The organism is Peribacillus muralis (assembly GCF_001439925.1).
GTDB lineage: Bacteria > Bacillota > Bacilli > Bacillales > DSM-1321 > Peribacillus > Peribacillus muralis.
In genome coordinates this window covers 1-16,854 of the sequence record NZ_LMBV01000021.1, presented here as the reverse complement: position 1 = coordinate 16,854, position 16,854 = coordinate 1, and the positions used below count along the sequence as shown (strand labels likewise).

Sequence of the window (16,854 nt, the reverse complement as noted above, 5' to 3'; positions counted from 1 at the left end):
TGGCAACAACACCTAAAAAGGAATGTTGTTATTCATATTATGGCCAAAAACTGTCATCTTATTCAAAAGGAATGAGATTTGTAAAAAGAATGAATGTCCTCCGTCCTTCATAGGAAATCATAAGCGGGTGCTTACCTCATGATGAAGGAATTGCATTAAATATTGGCTTGCTTTTTCGAATATGTTAGGATAGGAAAGTAACAGAAATCTGTCAAAAAATGTGGTGAGAATGATGAGGGTCGTTTCCGGAAGTTGTAAAGGAAGACCACTTAAGGCTGTACCGGGTACAGGAACACGGCCGACTACGGATAAAGTAAAGGAATCCATTTTTAATATGATTGGACCTTATTTCGAAGGAGGGCAAGTCCTCGATTTGTTTGCAGGTAGTGGCGGCCTCGGAATTGAAGCGTTAAGCAGGGGCATGGATAAGGCCATATTTGTCGATCGCGACTTTAAAGCAAATCAGACGGTTAAGTCCAACTTGGAACTATGTAACTTTACAGACCGTGCAGAAGTTTATAAAAATGATTCAGAGCGTGCTTTGAAAGCGTTAGTTAAAAGGGAAATGGCGTTTGAGTTAATTTTTCTTGATCCGCCGTATAAGAAACAAAAACTTGTGGATATGTTAGAAGAAATACATAAATACCGTTTGTTGAGCGATATTGGATATATTGTTTGTGAGCATGGTCATGATGTTACATTGCCGGAAAGTGTTGGCGGCTTTACCATTAAGCGAAAAGAAGTGTATGGCGTCATCGCTGTTACGATTTATCAATGGGGAAACGCACAAGAACAGGGGGAACTATGAATGTCCAAAATAGCCATTTGTCCAGGGAGTTTCGATCCAATAACATTCGGGCATCTTGATATCATTCAAAGGGGAGCGAATGTTTTCGAAGAGGTATATGTCGTCATCGTGAATAATTCCGCGAAAAATTCACTTTTTTCAGTCGAAGAGAGACTGGAATTAATTACGGAAGCAACAAAACATATGCCAAATGTAAAAGTGGATTTCTATCAAGGATTGACGGTCGACTATGCTGAAAGCGTTTCCGCGAATGCCATCATCAGGGGATTAAGGGCGACTTCCGACTTTGAATACGAAATGCAGGGAACTTCAATGAACCGATTCCTTAACAGTAAAATTGAGTCATTCTTTATCATGACGAAAAATCAATATTCTTTCTTGAGTTCAAGTATCGTGAAAGAGGTTGCGAAATATGGAGGAGATATCTCCGAACTAGTTCCGCCTGTTGTCCAGAAGGCCCTGGCCAAAAAGTACGCACATCAGTAATAATAGAAAAAAGAGCATTGCAGTGCATACGCGCAATGCTCTTTTTTTTGTTTAAGATAGTCCTTTGAATAATCTTTTTGCGAAAATGATGATATAAAGGACGAGAAACATGAGGGTGAGGAAGGGACCGAAGTCAATCATATGCTGGTAAAGTGAGCTTGCCTGTTCGCCTGTCGCGCCAACTGGAAAAGCATGTACCGGGTTGCCGCTATCTTTATTGCCGCTATAGAATGGTACCCAAAGTAAAACGGTGATTATCGATGCCAGAAAACCATGCGCTATTCTCGCAATGAAAAACGGCAAGAAACGAATGTCAGTTGACGCTAAAAAACTGGCAACTTGAGCCTGGATGCTGAACCCGTTGAAAGCCAAGATGAAACTAGTCATCACAGTCTGCTGGAAAAGACTCGCATTTTCTACAGCACTGGTCAACTTCGAACCAAGTGTCATTTCGAACATTCCTGAGATGAACGGGGGACTTAAGGATTCCGGGAAATTAATAATATGTAGAATCCCTGAGACGATTGATGCGAGCAGTCCGGTAATATTCATGTGAAATAGAAGCTTGTTGACTACGGAAAAAAGGATGATGAATCCCCCGATCATTAATAGGGTTTGAATGGATGAGAGTACTGCATCTCCTAACAAACTCCCAAACGGCCTTGTTTCCTTAATGCGGGTTCGGTGCATCTGGTTAAAGGCTTGTCTAAGTGAGGGGAGCTTGGTTATGGATTTTAAATCGGTTTTCTCCTCTTTCCGCCGGTAAAAACGCATGATGATGCCGACACAAAAGTTGCCTAGGTAGTGGGAGAGTGCAAGGATGATCCCTAAATGAGGATTGTGGAAAAATCCCACGGCAACGGCAACGAATAGAAACAAAGGATTGGATGAATTAGTGAAACAAACGAGCCTTTCAGCTTCAATGCGCGTCAATTGTTCCTCTTGGCGAAGCCGTACCGTGAACTTCGCACCAGCAGGAAACCCAGATGCAAGTCCCATCGCCCAGACAAACCCGCCCACCCCGGGTACACGGAATAAAGGGCGCATGAATGGTTCGAGCATGACCCCGATAAACCTTACCACCCCAAAACTGATCAATAGCTCCGAGAAAATCAAGAATGGTAGAAGAGAAGGGAAAACAATTTTCCACCACATATCCAGCCCACCTGTGGAAGCTTCAAAGGATTCTTGGGGGAAAATGATCAAGCCAGCTGCCATCATCGTGACGAAGGTGGCCAACAGTACAGTTTTCAATTTTGATTTAAGCAAAATTCAGCCTCCTTTGAAAGGTTACTAAATAAGGGCAGTCCGTTTCGTATATAATAAAATATGACCTTCTTTTCTCGAAAAGAAGGGGCAGGATGTAACGAGTGTTAGCACATGTCCAATTAAAAATCATTTACCCCATTCATTAAACCACACGGAATATACATTTCTCCGCCTGGCTTGTTCCACTGTCAATATAAATAATATGCTTCTATAAATCCGTTTAAGACCATAACTTTGAATGAGTCGTATTTTCAATATTTTTCAACAGGGGGGATATCTTTGTCGGAACCAAAGGTCGGGCTTGCACTTGGGTCGGGAGGTGCGAGGGGGTTTGCGCATATTGGAGTGATAAAGGTATTGCAGCAAGAAGGAATTCCAATCGACATGATTGCCGGTAGCAGCATGGGCGCGATGGTAGCAGCCTTTTATGGAGCGGGATCGGACATTGAACGGCTGTATAAGCTGTCCCGTGCTTTTAAACGAAAGTACTATTTGGATTTCACGATACCTAAAATGGGCTTCATTTCCGGTAAACGAACAAAGGATTTAATCAGGGTATTTACATATGGAAAGAATTTCGAAGAACTCGATATTCCTGTGGCTGTTGTCGCCACTGATTTAAAAACGGGGGATAAGGTCATTTTTCGGCAAGGCCCCATCGCTCCTGCAGTCAGGGCAAGTATCTCAATTCCCGGGATATTCACACCTGAAAAAATAGGAAAGCGACTGCTTGTTGATGGCGGGGTTGTTGACAGGGTTCCTGTTTCTGTCGTGAAGGAGATGGGGGCAGACATCATAATCGGCGTGGACGTCGCCCATGTGAAACAAGATATGGAAATAAACTCCATATACGATGTTATCATGCAAAGTCTCGATATCCTGCAAATGGAGCTTGTTAAAAGCAGGGAGTTTGCTTCAGACGTCATGATACGCCCAAGGGTCGAGAAATACAGCTCGAAATCATTTACAAACGTACAGGAAATAATTAGTATTGGAGAAGAAGCAGCAAGAGGAAAGATCGATCAAATTAAGCAAAGCATTGTTACTTGGAAGGAGTCTTTTGAAGATGAACCGTAAAATCTATGTACGCACTTTCCTGGTGGTTGCTATCATTCTCATAGCATCAGCACTTTATTCCCTACCCTTTTATGTATCTAAACCAGGAATGGCAAAAGAATTGGAGCCGATTATTGAGGTTTCAGGCGGGGATGAAGCGAAAGGGAGTTTTATGTTGACGACCGTTAGGATGGGCCGGGCCAATATTTATTCCTATCTGCTGGCAAAGTGGAGCAAATATCAGGAGCTTTATCCTGAAACCGCAATCAGGAGTGAAGATGAAACGGATGAAGAATATAATATTAGGCAATTGCACTTAATGGATGGTTCGAAAAACAATGCCATTCAGATAGCCTATGAAAAAGCAGGGAAAGAAGTCGATTATGAATATTTGGGCGTATATGTTTTGGACGTGCTTAAGGGTATGCCAGCTGCAAAAGAATTGAAAGCGGGCGACCAAATCATACAGGTCGATAATCTTAAATTCAAGTCTGCACAAGAATTCATGGGCTACATTAATGGAAAGAAAGCTGGAGATAAGGTTGAATTGACGTATAAGCGGGAGGAGACGGAGAAAACCGCCGTTTTACCTTTACAGCCTTTTAAAGATGACCCGAATAGGGTGGGCATAGGCATCTCACTTGATGACAATCGAAAAGTGACAACAAAGCCGGCCATTTCCATTGATTCGGAACAGATAGGCGGTCCTTCTGCTGGACTTATGTTTTCTTTGGAGATTTATAATCAATTGAAAGAAGGCGATTTAACGAAAGGTTACAATATAGCGGGTACTGGAACGATGTCGGATGATGGGACAGTCGGGCCAATTGGCGGGATTCAACAGAAGATAGTAGCCGCTGATAAATCTGGAGCGGAAATTTTCTTCGCCCCAAACGAAAACGGAGCAGCGGGCTCGAACTATGAAGATGCACTTATAGCGGCGAAGGATATCGGTACTGAGATGAAGATTGTTCCAATCGATAACTTTGATGATGCAGTAGCTTATTTAAATAAGTTAAAGGGAAAAGAAAAATGAAAAAAAGCGCAGGCAGGTAATCTGTCTGCGCTTTTTTTGTCATGAAATCCGTTTTCATTTAGTGATGATGGGCGCTGCATATTCCCGTTTCATCAGGGAAGCTTGGTCCGACTCGGATAAGCCAAGTGCATAAACCTGTGCGGCTCTTATGTCCATTTCGATGTCCTGCTTTTGAAAGGCAGACAATTTGGATATGAGCGGGAGCGGTAAGTCTTTCTTGACGGTGTGCAAATATTCCCGTCCCTTGTTATTCATGCCAAGGAGTCTGATATAGGCCGGGAGGTGAGTATTTGCCATTTGTTCCTTGGAAGTATGGGTCAATATGTGGACGCACATCCGCTGGAGCCTTGTCCATGTATAGCGTTTTGTTTTCAGCGCCGTCATGAATTGTGAAAAGGTCGCAGCGGTTTTAGCCATCTGCTGGATTCGGTGCTCTATCCCTTCCTCGATTTCATAAACCGCTGCCAATTCGCTTAATGAAGAAGATAGGATCCGGTACTTCAACAAGGGCCAATACATTTCCCAATCATGCAAGGAGCGGTAGCTGGATAGGTATTGCTCAAGGCCAATTCTCGTCGGTTTGGGAATGTAGCTAGAAACGGAATCCAAACTTTTGCCCTGTTCTTCATGGATGGCTTTACGGATTCCTGTCGCGCTGGCAATGGAATCATTCGATAAATCAGTATCATGGTATCCGGCAGCCACTCTTTTGATCGTATAGGGGCGGATCGAAAAACCGTTAGTAAGGGCAGCACTTACATATTCCTTTCCAAGGATGTTATTGGGCTTCGTCAAATCCAGGGCCCCTTCATTTTTAATGATCGCTTGATAAGCCTGGGCAGCACTTGCAGGATAGCTATTCCCGGCATCCATGGCCGATTTGACCGCGGCATCGAATGCTGCCGATTGATCTGAAATAACGTTATTCGCGGTGATGAACGGTTCAATTCTCCCGTCCTCACTCCCAAAGCAAAAAGAGTCGCAGCCAAGGTACTCCAAAAGGGAGATGGAGCCTTTTGCGAAAATCTCCGCCTTTTGTGTTGCAAAAGCGTAAGGAAGCTCGATGACAAGGTCGATGCCGCCTTGCAGGGCCATGGCAGCACGTGTCCATTTACTGACTAAAGCAGGCTCTCCTCGCTGTAAAAAGGGCCCGCTCATGACTGCGACCACGATATCCGCCCCGGTTTTTTCTCTACTTTTTCTTGCATGTAAAACATGTCCGTTATGAAAAGGGTTATATTCGACTACTAAACCGCAAGCCTTCATTCGTTCACCTCAGAGAAAAACTTTGTATTTTTTCAACTTAGTGCTAAAATAGTATTTCAAGTAAAACTCTATAATGTTTCGTCATGATTTTTTGTTTCAACGTTGGATAATCAGTTAGGATGACTACATTATAGTGTAAAGAAAAAATATTGACAAACTTATAATTGAAAGCTATAATTATTTTTGTTGCCTTGAGGTGATTTCATTTGAAATGGACAATTAGTCAACTTCAAAAAATTCGGGACAAAGATTTACGGTTTGATGAACTGGTGGATGTCTTAGACATTAGAGAAAGAGACCCGCAAATACGCGACGTTTCTCCGATTAGAGTAACAGGAAGGGCTGATATCAGCTCGACCGAGATTACTTTTCACCTGCATCTTTCAGGTGAATTAACATTACCTTGTTCCCGTACACTGGTAGACGTTAAATATCCGATTGATATTGATACAAAGGAAACCTTTCTATTAAAGGCAGAGGACTCTGATTTCTACGGAGATGATGTCACTGTTGTAGAAGGTGATGTTGTAGACCTTATACCGGTAATTAAAGAAAATTTATTGCTAGAAATTCCGATGCAGGTTTTTTGTGAGGATGTCGATTCCAATGAAGCTGCTCCTCAATCCGGAAAAGACTGGGCTGTTATTTCTGAAGAGGAAAATGAGCATAAGGTTGATCCGAGATTTGCAAAGCTTGCCGACTTTTTTGACAACAATAAAGAATCTTGATTGGAACGGAAAATCGTTAATCCGATTTTTCCAGCTTTTTTATATTTTTTAAGGAGGTGGGAATAATGGCTGTACCTTTTAGAAGAACGTCGAAAACTGTAAAAAGAAAACGTCGTACACACTTCAAGCTTCAAGTACCTGGTATGGTAGAATGCCCAAGCTGTGGTGGAATGACTCTTTCACATCACGTTTGTAAAGAATGTGGAACATATAAAGGAAAAGAAGTTGTCGCAAAATAATTTCTGATCCTACTTGAAAGCCTGGCTTTCTTGATGCAACACGCTAATCAAAGCGCAGAGATTTTCTCTGGGCTTTTTTTATAACTTGATTTCGCGGAATATTCGGAAAAAAAGCCGGGATGAAGAATGTGGAGATGGTGATTACGTGAATCGAATGATTAAAGTGGAGAAGGATATGCGCGGTTTCATGAAGGTCATATTCAATAGACCAGAGAAACGGAATGCAGTGAATTATCAATTGATGGACGAACTTCAAACCATATTGGCGGAAGCGGCCCACGATGACGGTGTTAAAATGCTCGTCCTGACAGGTGCGGGAACAGACGCTTTCTGCTCAGGGGGGGATTTGAGTGAGTTTCAAGATTTATATACAGAAGAAGATGCCTTTACTATGTTATCGAAAATGGGCGAGATTCTTTATACACTTGCAGTTTTTCCAAAACCGACATTGGCGTTCCTGAATGGAAGCGCTGTTGGCGGAGGTTGCGAAATAGCTACAGCTTGTGATTTCAGGGTAGCGAAAAAAGGGGTCAAGCTAGGTTTTATCCAAGGTACGCTTGGTATTACGACAGGCTGGGGCGGCGCTTCCCTTTTACTTGAAAAAATACCAACGCAAAAGGCGCTAAAGCTACTAATGGATGCAAACATATTTAAAGCGGAAGAAGCTCAAGGATTTGGTTTCGTAGATGAGATAGTCGGAGAAGGAGGATGGGAAAGTTTCGCAGAAGATATTCTTTGCCATGAGACAGGGGTATTGATGGCCTATAAAAAATTATTGGTCAATAATTGGCAGGAGAGTGGCCTTAAAGGAAGAATGGAGGCTGAAATCCATGAATGTGCTAAACTTTGGGCAAGCGATGCACATCATGCTGCAGTCCGTCGTTTCTTAAACAAGAAAAAATAAAAAATACTGCCTTTATATTTCTTCTATCTTTCCTAGCATGTGCATATTATGAATTAAAACTTGCTAAGGAGGTAGAGAGATGTCGATTGCGAGACAAGATGCATGGACCCATGATGAGGATTTACTATTGGCTGAAGTGGTTTTAAGGCATATAAGAGAGGGCAGTACCCAATTGAAGGCTTTTGAAGAAGTGGGTAAGCAGTTATCGAGAACGTCGGCAGCATGTGGATTTCGTTGGAACTCTTTTGTAAGGAAGCAATATAAATCTGGCATCGAGCTAGCAAAGAAACAAAGGAAGGAACAGGCCGTCCTCGAGACTGATGCGGAGCCTAAACCTATTGCTGCATTGGAAGATCACAAGGTTGAACAGGCGCCCCATGAGGATGAAAAAGATTCTATTACGCTTCAGAAGGTTATATTATATTTAACTAAAATGGATGAGTTCTTCCAGATTGATAATGATGAGAAGGAACGAATTTCCGAACACTCCTTATATCTTGAACAAGAAAATCTCCGTTTACAGGAAGAGAATACCTTGCTGAGAGAAAACTTGAAAGCCGTGGAGGAAGATTATCGGGCGCTTATGCAAATCATGGAGCGGGCCAGGAAGCTTAGTGTACAAGAGGACGAAAAAACAAATCCGAAAGTGAGTTTTCAAATGGATAAGAATGGGAATTTGGAAAGGGTCAATAAATAGAAAAGGCGGGTGGAAACTCCGCCCGCCTTTCATTATTCTTCTGTATCTAGTTCCGTCGTTGCTTGTTGGTCGAATGGGCTCCAAATCAGCGGGTTTTCCCCAAGGTCCCGGTCCATATCATAGGAAACGGCAGAAAAGCCCATCTTTTTCCAAAAATCTTGTGAGTGAACTCTTGGATTCGTTTTAATAGGCATGTTCAGGCTTTTGGCGAATTCGACCAAAGCTTTTCCATAGCCTTTTTTCTGATAGTTAGGCAGGACTTCAAGCTTCCAAAGAACGAGGAAATCCCTTGAATTGTCAAAATATTGATCGAATTTAGCGCTTCTTTTATAGAGGCTCATCCGGGCTACAAGTTTGTCGCCATAAAAGACTCCATAAAAAGGTGATTGGCTGTCGTTTTCAATGATGTTGCCCTCTAAATCATCCAGCATTGACAATTCCTGTATTCCGTATTCTTTGAATTTTTTGAATTCCTCAAGCGTTTTAAAATTTACAAGTAATCGTTCAACCTTGTATTCCATAAAAAAGCTCCCCCTTAATTCTGATAAACCTCTTCGATAGTGGCCCTTGAAAGTCATCCCGCTGATCGGTACCCTGTGGAATCCCAACTAAAGGCTAAATCTAGCATGATATGGTTCATTCCATCCTGCTGATTATAGCCATAGCCATACAACCCTCACCTCTTATCTTCAATTTGGTTGAAGTTGGCGGTATTTCATATTCCCATTAAAAGTAATGAATGGCTTAGCTTTTCGTATCTAATATACCATTAATTTGATGCTTAAAGAAGGAAATAAATCCTCAATGACACATTTATAACAGTTTTAATTGAGGTTTTTTGCAAGTGATGCGCAGTAAACTGATAAGCTGGATTTTCTATAATGAATGGCGTGAAATTTGATGCAGGATAAAAAAGAAAATGTGTTAAAATAGTAAATATATTTCAGAAAAGTAAGGATTGGTAATATGAGAATTGGAATCATTGGAGGAGGGGCGATCGGGTTACTGTTTGCATCTCATTTGTGTGACAAACATCGTGTGACTCTATACACCCGCACGGCACAACAGGCCTCAATCATCAGTCATGACGGGCTCCTGCTTATAAAAGAAGGTGAAAGCCGGTTGTTGGACAACATCTTTTCAAAAAGCCTGGATGAAGGGATAACCGAACAAGACCTTCTTATAACGGCAGTTAAACAATACCAGCTTCAACAAATCCTGCCTGCAATCAATCGCCTTGGTGTGCCAATGCTTTTCTTGCAGAATGGCTACGGCCATATTACTCATTTGAAACAGCTGCACTCTCCGTACATCTATGTTGGGGTCGTGGAACATGGAGCCTTAAGACATGATGCCAATACCGTTGAGCATACCGGTCTTGGCATCACCAGGGTGGCCGCCTATAGAGGTGAGCTTGATCACCTATCGTTAGTGAATGAAGAGTTCGACCGTTTTCCATTTGCGAAAAGCGAGGACTATCAATCGATCCTCCTCGATAAACTTGTCGTTAATGCAGTAATCAACCCATTAACAGCGATCCTGCAAGTGGAAAATGGAGATTTGATCAGCAATGCTTTTTATTATCAATTGTTTAAAGAGCTTTTCAATGAAATCTCCGACATTTTGGAGGTGGAGAATAAAGCAGAGTCCTTTGAACATGTTAAATCCGTTTGCATGGCAACTGCAGGAAATCGTTCGTCGATGCTCAAAGATTTGGAAAAGGGCAGCCAAACGGAAATCGATGCTATATTGGGCCATATCCTTACGGTGGCCAACCGTAATGGGAAAAAGAATGGCCTGGCGTCTTCTCTATATAAGATGATCAAGGGGAAAGAGTCTCGGGGGGGATGAGGGTGTGCCGAACGTTGTTTCAAGTGTTGCCGCGATTTTTATTACCTTGCCTTTTATAGGGTACATACTTTTTTTTATAGGTGCCAAACAAATCACGAGAAACCATAGGCGCTCCGTTCAGTTCGCGATGGACATGAGTGCGCTACTATTCGTAATATCCGTCCATTATTTAATCATTGCAATTTGGGATAAGCACATCCTTTGGGTGATCTTGCTGATCATGATTGGCAACGCATTCGTGGTGGCCATGGTCCATTATAAGTTGAAAGAGGAAATCATTTTCCGTAAGGTGGTAAAGGGCTTTTGGAGAGTGAACTTCGCCTTCTTTTTCGTTATGTATATTCTATTATTTTCCATAGGTTTAATTACAAGTATTACGGAGATATTTACTACATAAAATAGAACGCCACATCAATTTTCTGCTGCTGGGCAACTTCTTTTGTTTTCTTAAACTGGAATGTTATACTCTAAAAAGAATTGTAGTTGCAGAGAAAGGGAGAACAGAAATGGAGATGAAAGATCTCGCGTTACCATCTTTAAACCGTTTTGCATCGGACTATCTACAAAATCGTCTTGAAGCGGAGGATTATTTTCATTATGACTTATCTAAGCCGGATATTTATCGCGATAGATATGATGAATTGATGAACCGTGCTTTTTCACGTCGTGAATTATCCGATTACATACAACGATATATGTCCCGTTTTTCGAGTAGTGAGGCAGTTAAAGGAAATATTGAAAGGTTGCGCAGGGATGATTCCGTTGTCGTAATTGGCGGACAGCAGGCTGGATTGCTGACTGGTCCGCTGTATACCATCCATAAAGTGATTTCGATCGTTAAGCTTGCAAAAGAACAGGAGAAAGAACTGGGGCGACCGGTCATACCGGTTTTTTGGATAGCTGGCGAAGATCATGATTTGGCTGAGGTCAATCATGTGTATGTTATGAAAAACGGAAAGCCGCACAAAAAAACGTATCCTTCTTATCAGCCTTATAAAACGATGGTATCGGATGTGGAGCTTGAATCGGATAAGGCAGAGAAGTGGTTCGAAGAAATCATTGAAACCTATGGTGAAACGGCCTTTACGAATAAACTCCTGATTAATATGAAAGAAACGATCAGGGAATCGAAAACCTTCGTCGACTTTTTTGCCCGGCTGATACATGAGTGGTTCCATGAATATGGTCTTTTACTCGTCGATGCAGCAGATCCGGACTTAAGGCAAATCGAAAAGGGCCACTTTGTCTCGATGATTAAAAAAAGTGAGCGGATTGCTGAAGTGGTCGAGGATCAACAATCATTCATGCATGCAAAAGGATATCCTAAAATGATAGAAATGGATAAACAAGCAGCGAATTTATTTTATTATGATCCAGAAAAAAAAGATCGATGTTTACTGGAACGTGTGGAAGGCGGCTTTAGCGGCAAAAACACAGAGGCTTCGTTTTCCGAGTCGGAACTGCTGATGGTAGCCAACAATCATCCGGAACGGCTAAGCAACAATGTCATCACGCGACCGCTTATGCAGGAAATGCTATTTCCGGTATTGGCTTTCATTTCAGGTCCGGGGGAGATTGCCTATTGGGCTGAATTAAAACGGGCATTTGAGTTGTTTTCGATGAAGATGCCGCCGATCATCCCTAGGCTAAACATCACGATTGTGGAGCGGGGTGTCCAAACGGATCTAGAGGAAATGGAACTGACCTTGGATACTGTTCTGACTGAAGGAACCGTTAATGCTGTGAAACGGTACTTGGAAGCGGTGGAAGATGAGACAACGGCTGATCTGTTCGAAAACCTGAAATCACAGCTTGAAGAGAACCATAAAAAACTTTCCGATCATGCCGTTTCTTTAGATAAAGGGCTTGAGCCGATGCTGAATAAAAACATTGAATTCATCCAAAGGCAATTAGATTTCATATATGGTAGAATCGGTGACCGTACAAAGGAACGCCATTCGGTTACCTTGAAAAAATATGAACGGATCGCCCATTCTCTTTATCCACTGGAATCGCCCCAAGAGAGGATTTGGAATGCGTTTTATTACCTGAATCAATATGGACCGGAATTCATTCGCGATATCATGAAGCTGGATTACCAATTCAATAATCAGCATAAACTGATTTTCATTTAGAAACACCATCCGTTTTGGGGGAAGGTGGGGGACCAGTCAAAAGGTTGCCACATACCAATCCTGACAGAGAGTAAAAAAAGATAGGCGATAAGCCTGTCTTTTTTCTGTTTCCAGGGCACTTGTCAAGTATGGCTTCGACAGGAATAGTGGGACTGTGTCCTAGTCTGAGTCCATTCGAGGGAAATGCACGTTTTTTTGGTTAATTTGGCTTAATAAAACTTGCATAGAAAAGAAGGGAATTTTTACTTGGAAGGAGAAAGTAAAAACAAGTGGAGAAAGGTGGGGGATTGTGGTACATTGAGATTAGAATGTGGGGGTAATGGGTATGTTCATGGGAGAGTACCATCATAACATCGATATAAAGGGCCGGTTGATCGTCCCCGTGAAATTCAGGGACAATCTCGGGGAGCAATTTGTTCTTACCCGCGGACTCGATCAATGTTTATTTGGTTACCCTATGGAAGAGTGGAAGCTGCTTGAAGAAAAGCTGAAAGCCTTGCCTTTAACAAAAAAAGATGCCCGAGCCTTTACCCGATTTTTCTTTTCCGCAGCAACAGAATGCGAAATTGATAAACAAGGGCGAATTAATATCCCCGCGCCGCTTACTTCATATGGCCAATTGGAAAAAGAATGTGTAATTCTTGGTGTTACCAATCGTATTGAGATTTGGAGCAAATCCCTTTGGGAAAACTATTTTTCAGCTTCGGAGGATTCTTTCGCTGAGATAGCAGAAAATATGATTGGCTTTGATATTTAAGGCTGCCCTCAGAATAGAGTCACTCAATAACCGATTGGAAGGATGACTAACATGTTTCAACATACTACAGTGTTATTAAAAGAGACGGTTGATGGATTGAATATCAAACCTGATGGAGTTTATGTGGATTGTACTTTAGGAGGAGCCGGTCACAGCGAATACTTGCTTTCACAGCTCTCTGACAAGGGCAGGCTTTATGCTTTTGATCAGGACGAAACGGCGATTCGAAATGCTAAGGAAAAACTGGAAAGCTATGGTGAGCGTATTGTTCTTGTTCCGAATAATTTTAAATACTTAAAAGAAGAGTTGAATGCCCGGGGAATCGAGAAAGTGGATGGGATCTTGTACGATTTAGGTGTGTCATCGCCCCAATTGGATACACCTGAACGTGGGTTCAGTTATAACCATGATGCGCCCCTGGACATGAGGATGGACCAAAGCGCTGCCATCTCTGCCTATGATGTCGTGAATACATGGTCATTCCATGATTTGCTTAGGATATTCTTTCAATATGGAGAAGAAAAGTTTTCCAAGCAAATTGCCCGGAAAATTGAAGCGGCACGTGAGATAAAACCGATTGAAACGACGTTTGAGCTTGTAGAGCTGATAAAAGATGGAATCCCTGCCCCTGCCAGGCGTAAAGGCGGACATCCTGCGAAACGTGTATTCCAAGCAATCAGGATTGCCGTGAACGATGAGCTTGGCGTTTTCGAGGACTCTCTGGAACAAGCGATTTCGCTTTTGGATATGGAAGGCAGGATATCGGTCATTACATTCCATTCGCTTGAAGATCGGATTTGCAAAACGGTATTCAAAAAAGCAAGCAGCATGCCGGACCTTCCGCCTGGGCTTCCTATCATCCCGGATGAATTCAAACCAACCTTGAAAATTATTACCAGAAAACCGATTTTACCTTCAGAAGCTGAATTGGAAGGGAATAATCGTTCACGTTCGGCTAAGTTAAGAATTGCTCAAAAGCAAAAAATATAGAGAATATCAGTAAGGGGGAATAGGAATGAGTTCCATTGCCAAAAAAATGCAAGAACAGCAATATGAAGACCAACACCAGCAACAGGCACAGCAAACAGTGGTCATCCGTAAGGCGAAAATATCCATTGGTGAAGTTTTCTTACTATGTGCCCTTGCTATTATGGTTGCGTTTATGGGAGTGAAGATCGTCTCTAATCAAGCGGCCATATATGAAACGAATAAAGAGATCCAGCTTGTTGAATCGAAAATTGACGAACAGAGCAAAGTGAATGACGATTTGAAAGTGCAAGTTGCCGAACTTAGTACATACGAGAGAATTTGGAAAAAAGCTGCAGCGCTTGGGTTCAAGTTAAATAAGAATAATGTGAAGGGTGTGCAGTGATAATGCAGAAACAAAAAAATATGAAGCATGGGGCAGCCGGATTATTCTTCTTATTCGGCCTGCTCTTTTTTGTTTTAATCAGCCGCTTTTTGTATATTCAGGTGACAGGAACAGCAGGCGGGGAGGTGCTCGCTTCGAAAATCGAAAAGAAATATGAAAAGAAACAGGTCCTGGAAGCAAAAAGGGGCAGCATTCTCGATACAAAGGGGGAAGTCATCGCCGAGGATACTTCTGCCTATATCTTAAGAGCTGTACTCAGTAAAAAAGAACCTGAGCACGTCAAGGATCCCGAAATGACCGCTGCTAAGCTTGCTAAATATATTGACATGGATGAACAGGAAATTTATGAACGTCTTACGAAAAAAGGGCCATATCAGGTTGAGTTTGGCAGCGCGGGCAAGGATTTGACGCAGGTCGTCAAACAGAAAATCGAAAAAATGCAGCTGCCGGGTATTACATTCGGAAGGACGAATAAACGATTTTATCCAAATGGAATCTTCGCATCCCATTTGATAGGGTATGTGGAAAAAGATGAAAAGACAGAAGAAATGACTGGTAAGTTTGGCATTGAGAGGTATCTCAATAAAGAATTGCAGGAAAGGGATGGAAAGCTGACATTTGACAGTGACTCAGAGGGATTCCTTTTACCGGATGCGAAGGAAAAAGTGGTCGCCCCGGATAATGGCAATGACGTGATGTTGACCATCGACAAGAAAATTCAAACCTTCTTGGAAGATTCATTGAGCAAGGTGCAGGCAAAATATGATCCCGAGCAAATCATCGCGATCGTATCCAATCCTAAAACGGGAGAGATTGTGGCGATGGGACAAAGGCCCACCTTCCATCCAATAACGAAGGTGGGGCTCACGGATACTTGGCGAAACCTTGCGATTGAAGAAACATTCGAGCCAGGATCAACCATGAAAACCTTCACGCTTGCTGCTGCTGTCGAGGAAGGGGTCTTCAATCCGAATGACAGTTTTGTTGCGGGAACCTACAAAGCCGGTTCAGGGGAAATTCATGATCACAGTGGAATCGAAAGAGGGAAAAGCATGACATTTCTTGAAGGGGTTCAACGTTCTTCCAATGTCGCTTTCGCAACACTTGCAATGGATAAGATCGGAGCGGATACCTTCAGGGAGTATTTGACTAAATTCGGATTCGATAACAAAACGGGAATTGATTTGCCGAACGAAATAACGGGTAAAATTCAATATAAGTACAAGCTTGAAAAAGTGACAACGGCCTTTGGACAAGGCTCGACCGTCACCCCGATCCAACAAATCCAGGCTGCTTCCGCGATAGCCAATGAAGGGAAAATGATGCAGCCCTATGTAATCAAAAGCATCTCCGATCAAGATACAGGAAAGGTTTTGAAAACGACAAAGCCGAAAGTGAATGGGAACCCGATATCAGCAGAGACAGCCAAGCAGGTGCGTGACTATTTGGAAACGGTGATTTCTGCGAAAAAGGGAACAGGAAGCAAATATGCCCTTGACGGATATGAAGTCGCAGGAAAAACCGGTACAGCACAAATTGCCGGTCCGACAGGCAAATATCTAGTAGGGAAAAATAACTACGTATTTTCCTTTTTAGGGATGGCTCCAAAAGATGACCCGCAATTGGTCATGTATGTCGCGGTCAAGCAGCCTAAGTTAGGTGAATCTTCTGTTGGCGCCGACCCATTGTCAGAGATATTCAATCCGGTTATGCAAAATAGCCTGCAATATTTAAACATCAAGCCATCTGATGTTAAGAAACAAAAAGCGAGTAAAATCGTTGACTATACGAATAAAACTGACAGCTCTGCCACGAAGGAGCTGAAGGAGCTTGGCTATGATGTAAGCACGATAGGGAACGGGCGTAGAGTTCTCGATCAATCCCCGAAAGCTGGAAGTACGCTTTTACAGGGTGAAAAGATCATCTTGAGAACGGAAGGTGAAATGAAGGTTCCTGATATGAAAGGATGGTCATTGAGGGACGTCATGAAATTGGCTAAGGTCGCAAAACTGGACCTGAAAACGACAGGAACGGGATATGTGAGTAAACAGAATCTCGAAGCAGGGAAAAAGGTGAAGGAAGGCGATTCCTTCACTATAGAATTATCCCAGCCTGATGGAGCTACTGAGGATATACCGACGAATGAGAAAACTGAATGAGTATGATAGAGGGGGAATCCATATAAACTGGTACCTGTAGTTAGGACACTTGAAAAAGAGTGTTTTATATACAGGTATTTTTTTATATACT

18 protein-coding genes are annotated in these 16,854 nt (G+C 42.4%); 15 read left to right on the top strand and 3 right to left on the bottom strand.

Annotation, left to right across the window (positions count from 1 at the left end; genetic code table 11):
- The first annotated feature begins 232 nt into the window (after positions 1-232).
- A complete protein-coding gene (rsmD, locus tag ASU00_RS19120; protein ID WP_057915068.1) occupies positions 233-808 on the top strand; it encodes a 16S rRNA (guanine(966)-N(2))-methyltransferase RsmD in 576 nt (191 codons plus the stop codon).
- Positions 809-1,294, top strand: coding sequence for a pantetheine-phosphate adenylyltransferase (gene coaD / locus ASU00_RS19115; RefSeq protein WP_057915067.1), 486 nt, complete (start codon positions 809-811; stop codon positions 1,292-1,294). It abuts the gene before it with no gap.
- A 51-nt stretch (positions 1,295-1,345) separates the two neighbouring features.
- Here coaD and ylbJ read toward each other — a convergent pair whose 3' ends face one another.
- A complete protein-coding gene (ylbJ, locus tag ASU00_RS19110) occupies positions 1,346-2,563 on the bottom strand; it encodes a sporulation integral membrane protein YlbJ (protein ID WP_057915066.1) in 1,218 nt (405 codons plus the stop codon).
- A gap of 279 nt (positions 2,564-2,842) precedes the next feature.
- On the opposite strand from ylbJ, the gene ASU00_RS19105 reads away from it, so the two are divergent.
- Together ASU00_RS19105 and ASU00_RS19100 are read left to right on the top strand one after the other, a co-directional pair.
- The gene (locus tag ASU00_RS19105; protein ID WP_057915065.1) at positions 2,843-3,640 is read left to right on the top strand and encodes a patatin-like phospholipase family protein; all 798 of its coding nucleotides are present in this window, start codon (positions 2,843-2,845) and stop codon (positions 3,638-3,640) included.
- The gene (locus ASU00_RS19100; RefSeq protein ID WP_057915064.1) at positions 3,630-4,655 is read left to right on the top strand and encodes a SepM family pheromone-processing serine protease; all 1,026 of its coding nucleotides are present in this window, start codon (positions 3,630-3,632) and stop codon (positions 4,653-4,655) included. Before ASU00_RS19105 ends, ASU00_RS19100 begins: the two co-directional genes overlap by 11 nt.
- A 54-nt stretch (positions 4,656-4,709) precedes the next feature.
- Here the strand turns inward: ASU00_RS19100 and ASU00_RS19095 are convergent, their stop codons facing one another.
- The gene (locus ASU00_RS19095) at positions 4,710-5,921 is read right to left on the bottom strand and encodes a nucleotidyltransferase (RefSeq protein ID WP_057915063.1); all 1,212 of its coding nucleotides are present in this window, start codon (positions 5,919-5,921) and stop codon (positions 4,710-4,712) included.
- A gap of 206 nt (positions 5,922-6,127) precedes the next feature.
- On the opposite strand from ASU00_RS19095, the gene ASU00_RS19090 reads away from it, so the two are divergent.
- The 4 genes from ASU00_RS19090 (at position 6,128) to ASU00_RS19075 (ending at position 8,489) form a co-directional block, all read left to right on the top strand.
- Complete coding sequence (locus ASU00_RS19090; protein WP_057915062.1) at positions 6,128-6,649, top strand: YceD family protein; 522 nt, start codon at positions 6,128-6,130, stop codon at positions 6,647-6,649.
- 65 nt (positions 6,650-6,714) lie between these two features.
- A complete protein-coding gene (gene rpmF / locus ASU00_RS19085; protein ID WP_034313929.1) occupies positions 6,715-6,888 on the top strand; it encodes a 50S ribosomal protein L32 in 174 nt (57 codons plus the stop codon).
- Positions 6,889-7,042: 154 nt separating this feature from the next.
- On the top strand, positions 7,043-7,792 hold the full coding sequence (locus tag ASU00_RS19080) for an enoyl-CoA hydratase/isomerase family protein (RefSeq protein ID WP_057915120.1): 750 nt from the start codon (positions 7,043-7,045) through the stop codon (positions 7,790-7,792).
- Between the two features lie 79 nt (positions 7,793-7,871).
- Positions 7,872-8,489, top strand: a complete 618-nt coding sequence (locus ASU00_RS19075; protein ID WP_057915061.1) for an RsfA family transcriptional regulator — start codon at positions 7,872-7,874, stop codon at positions 8,487-8,489.
- A 32-nt stretch (positions 8,490-8,521) separates the two neighbouring features.
- On the opposite strand, the gene ASU00_RS19070 is transcribed toward ASU00_RS19075, so the two are convergent.
- Positions 8,522-9,010: an N-acetyltransferase gene (locus ASU00_RS19070; protein WP_057915060.1), complete on the bottom strand. Its 489-nt coding sequence runs from the start codon at positions 9,008-9,010 to the stop codon at positions 8,522-8,524.
- Between the two features lie 445 nt (positions 9,011-9,455).
- On the opposite strand from ASU00_RS19070, the gene ASU00_RS19065 reads away from it, so the two are divergent.
- The 7 genes from ASU00_RS19065 (at position 9,456) to ASU00_RS19035 (ending at position 16,763) form a co-directional block, all read left to right on the top strand.
- Complete coding sequence (locus tag ASU00_RS19065; RefSeq protein ID WP_057915059.1) at positions 9,456-10,340, top strand: 2-dehydropantoate 2-reductase; 885 nt, start codon at positions 9,456-9,458, stop codon at positions 10,338-10,340.
- A gap of 4 nt (positions 10,341-10,344) precedes the next feature.
- Positions 10,345-10,737 carry a DUF3397 domain-containing protein gene (locus ASU00_RS19060; RefSeq protein WP_057915058.1) on the top strand — a complete coding sequence of 131 codons (393 nt, stop codon included), beginning with the start codon at positions 10,345-10,347 and terminating at the stop codon, positions 10,735-10,737.
- A gap of 109 nt (positions 10,738-10,846) precedes the next feature.
- Positions 10,847-12,475, top strand: a complete 1,629-nt coding sequence (gene bshC / locus ASU00_RS19055; RefSeq protein ID WP_057915057.1) for a bacillithiol biosynthesis cysteine-adding enzyme BshC — start codon at positions 10,847-10,849, stop codon at positions 12,473-12,475.
- Between the two features lie 325 nt (positions 12,476-12,800).
- Complete coding sequence (gene mraZ, locus ASU00_RS19050) at positions 12,801-13,232, top strand: division/cell wall cluster transcriptional repressor MraZ (protein ID WP_057915056.1); 432 nt, start codon at positions 12,801-12,803, stop codon at positions 13,230-13,232.
- A 51-nt stretch (positions 13,233-13,283) separates the two neighbouring features.
- The gene (rsmH, locus tag ASU00_RS19045) at positions 13,284-14,222 is read left to right on the top strand and encodes a 16S rRNA (cytosine(1402)-N(4))-methyltransferase RsmH (protein WP_057915055.1); all 939 of its coding nucleotides are present in this window, start codon (positions 13,284-13,286) and stop codon (positions 14,220-14,222) included.
- 25 nt (positions 14,223-14,247) lie between these two features.
- Positions 14,248-14,604: a cell division protein FtsL gene (gene ftsL, locus ASU00_RS19040; RefSeq protein ID WP_057915054.1), complete on the top strand. Its 357-nt coding sequence runs from the start codon at positions 14,248-14,250 to the stop codon at positions 14,602-14,604.
- 2 nt (positions 14,605-14,606) lie between these two features.
- Entirely contained in the window at positions 14,607-16,763 is a 2,157-nt protein-coding gene (locus ASU00_RS19035) for a penicillin-binding protein (RefSeq protein ID WP_082630478.1), read from the top strand.
- Positions 16,764-16,854: the final 91 nt, after the last annotated feature.

Bases quoted from the DNA above. Each gene is read 5' to 3' on its own strand.
- ASU00_RS19100 (WP_057915064.1), top strand. From the start codon at position 3,630: ATGAACCGTAAAATCTATGTACGCACTTTCCTGGTGGTTGCTATCATT.
- rsmD (WP_057915068.1), top strand. From the start codon at position 233: ATGAGGGTCGTTTCCGGAAGTTGTAAAGGAAGACCACTTAAGGCTGTA.
- ASU00_RS19070 (WP_057915060.1), bottom strand. From the start codon at position 9,010: ATGGAATACAAGGTTGAACGATTACTTGTAAATTTTAAAACGCTTGAG.
- rsmH (WP_057915055.1), top strand. From the start codon at position 13,284: ATGTTTCAACATACTACAGTGTTATTAAAAGAGACGGTTGATGGATTG.
- ASU00_RS19095 (WP_057915063.1), bottom strand. From the start codon at position 5,921: ATGAAGGCTTGCGGTTTAGTAGTCGAATATAACCCTTTTCATAACGGA.
- ASU00_RS19065 (WP_057915059.1), top strand. From the start codon at position 9,456: ATGAGAATTGGAATCATTGGAGGAGGGGCGATCGGGTTACTGTTTGCA.
- bshC (WP_057915057.1), top strand. From the start codon at position 10,847: ATGGAGATGAAAGATCTCGCGTTACCATCTTTAAACCGTTTTGCATCG.
- mraZ (WP_057915056.1), top strand. From the start codon at position 12,801: ATGTTCATGGGAGAGTACCATCATAACATCGATATAAAGGGCCGGTTG.
- ASU00_RS19080 (WP_057915120.1), top strand. From the start codon at position 7,043: ATGATTAAAGTGGAGAAGGATATGCGCGGTTTCATGAAGGTCATATTC.
- rpmF (WP_034313929.1), top strand. From the start codon at position 6,715: ATGGCTGTACCTTTTAGAAGAACGTCGAAAACTGTAAAAAGAAAACGT.
- coaD (WP_057915067.1), top strand. From the start codon at position 809: ATGTCCAAAATAGCCATTTGTCCAGGGAGTTTCGATCCAATAACATTC.
- ftsL (WP_057915054.1), top strand. From the start codon at position 14,248: ATGAGTTCCATTGCCAAAAAAATGCAAGAACAGCAATATGAAGACCAA.
- ASU00_RS19075 (WP_057915061.1), top strand. From the start codon at position 7,872: ATGTCGATTGCGAGACAAGATGCATGGACCCATGATGAGGATTTACTA.
- ASU00_RS19035 (WP_082630478.1), top strand. From the start codon at position 14,607: ATGCAGAAACAAAAAAATATGAAGCATGGGGCAGCCGGATTATTCTTC.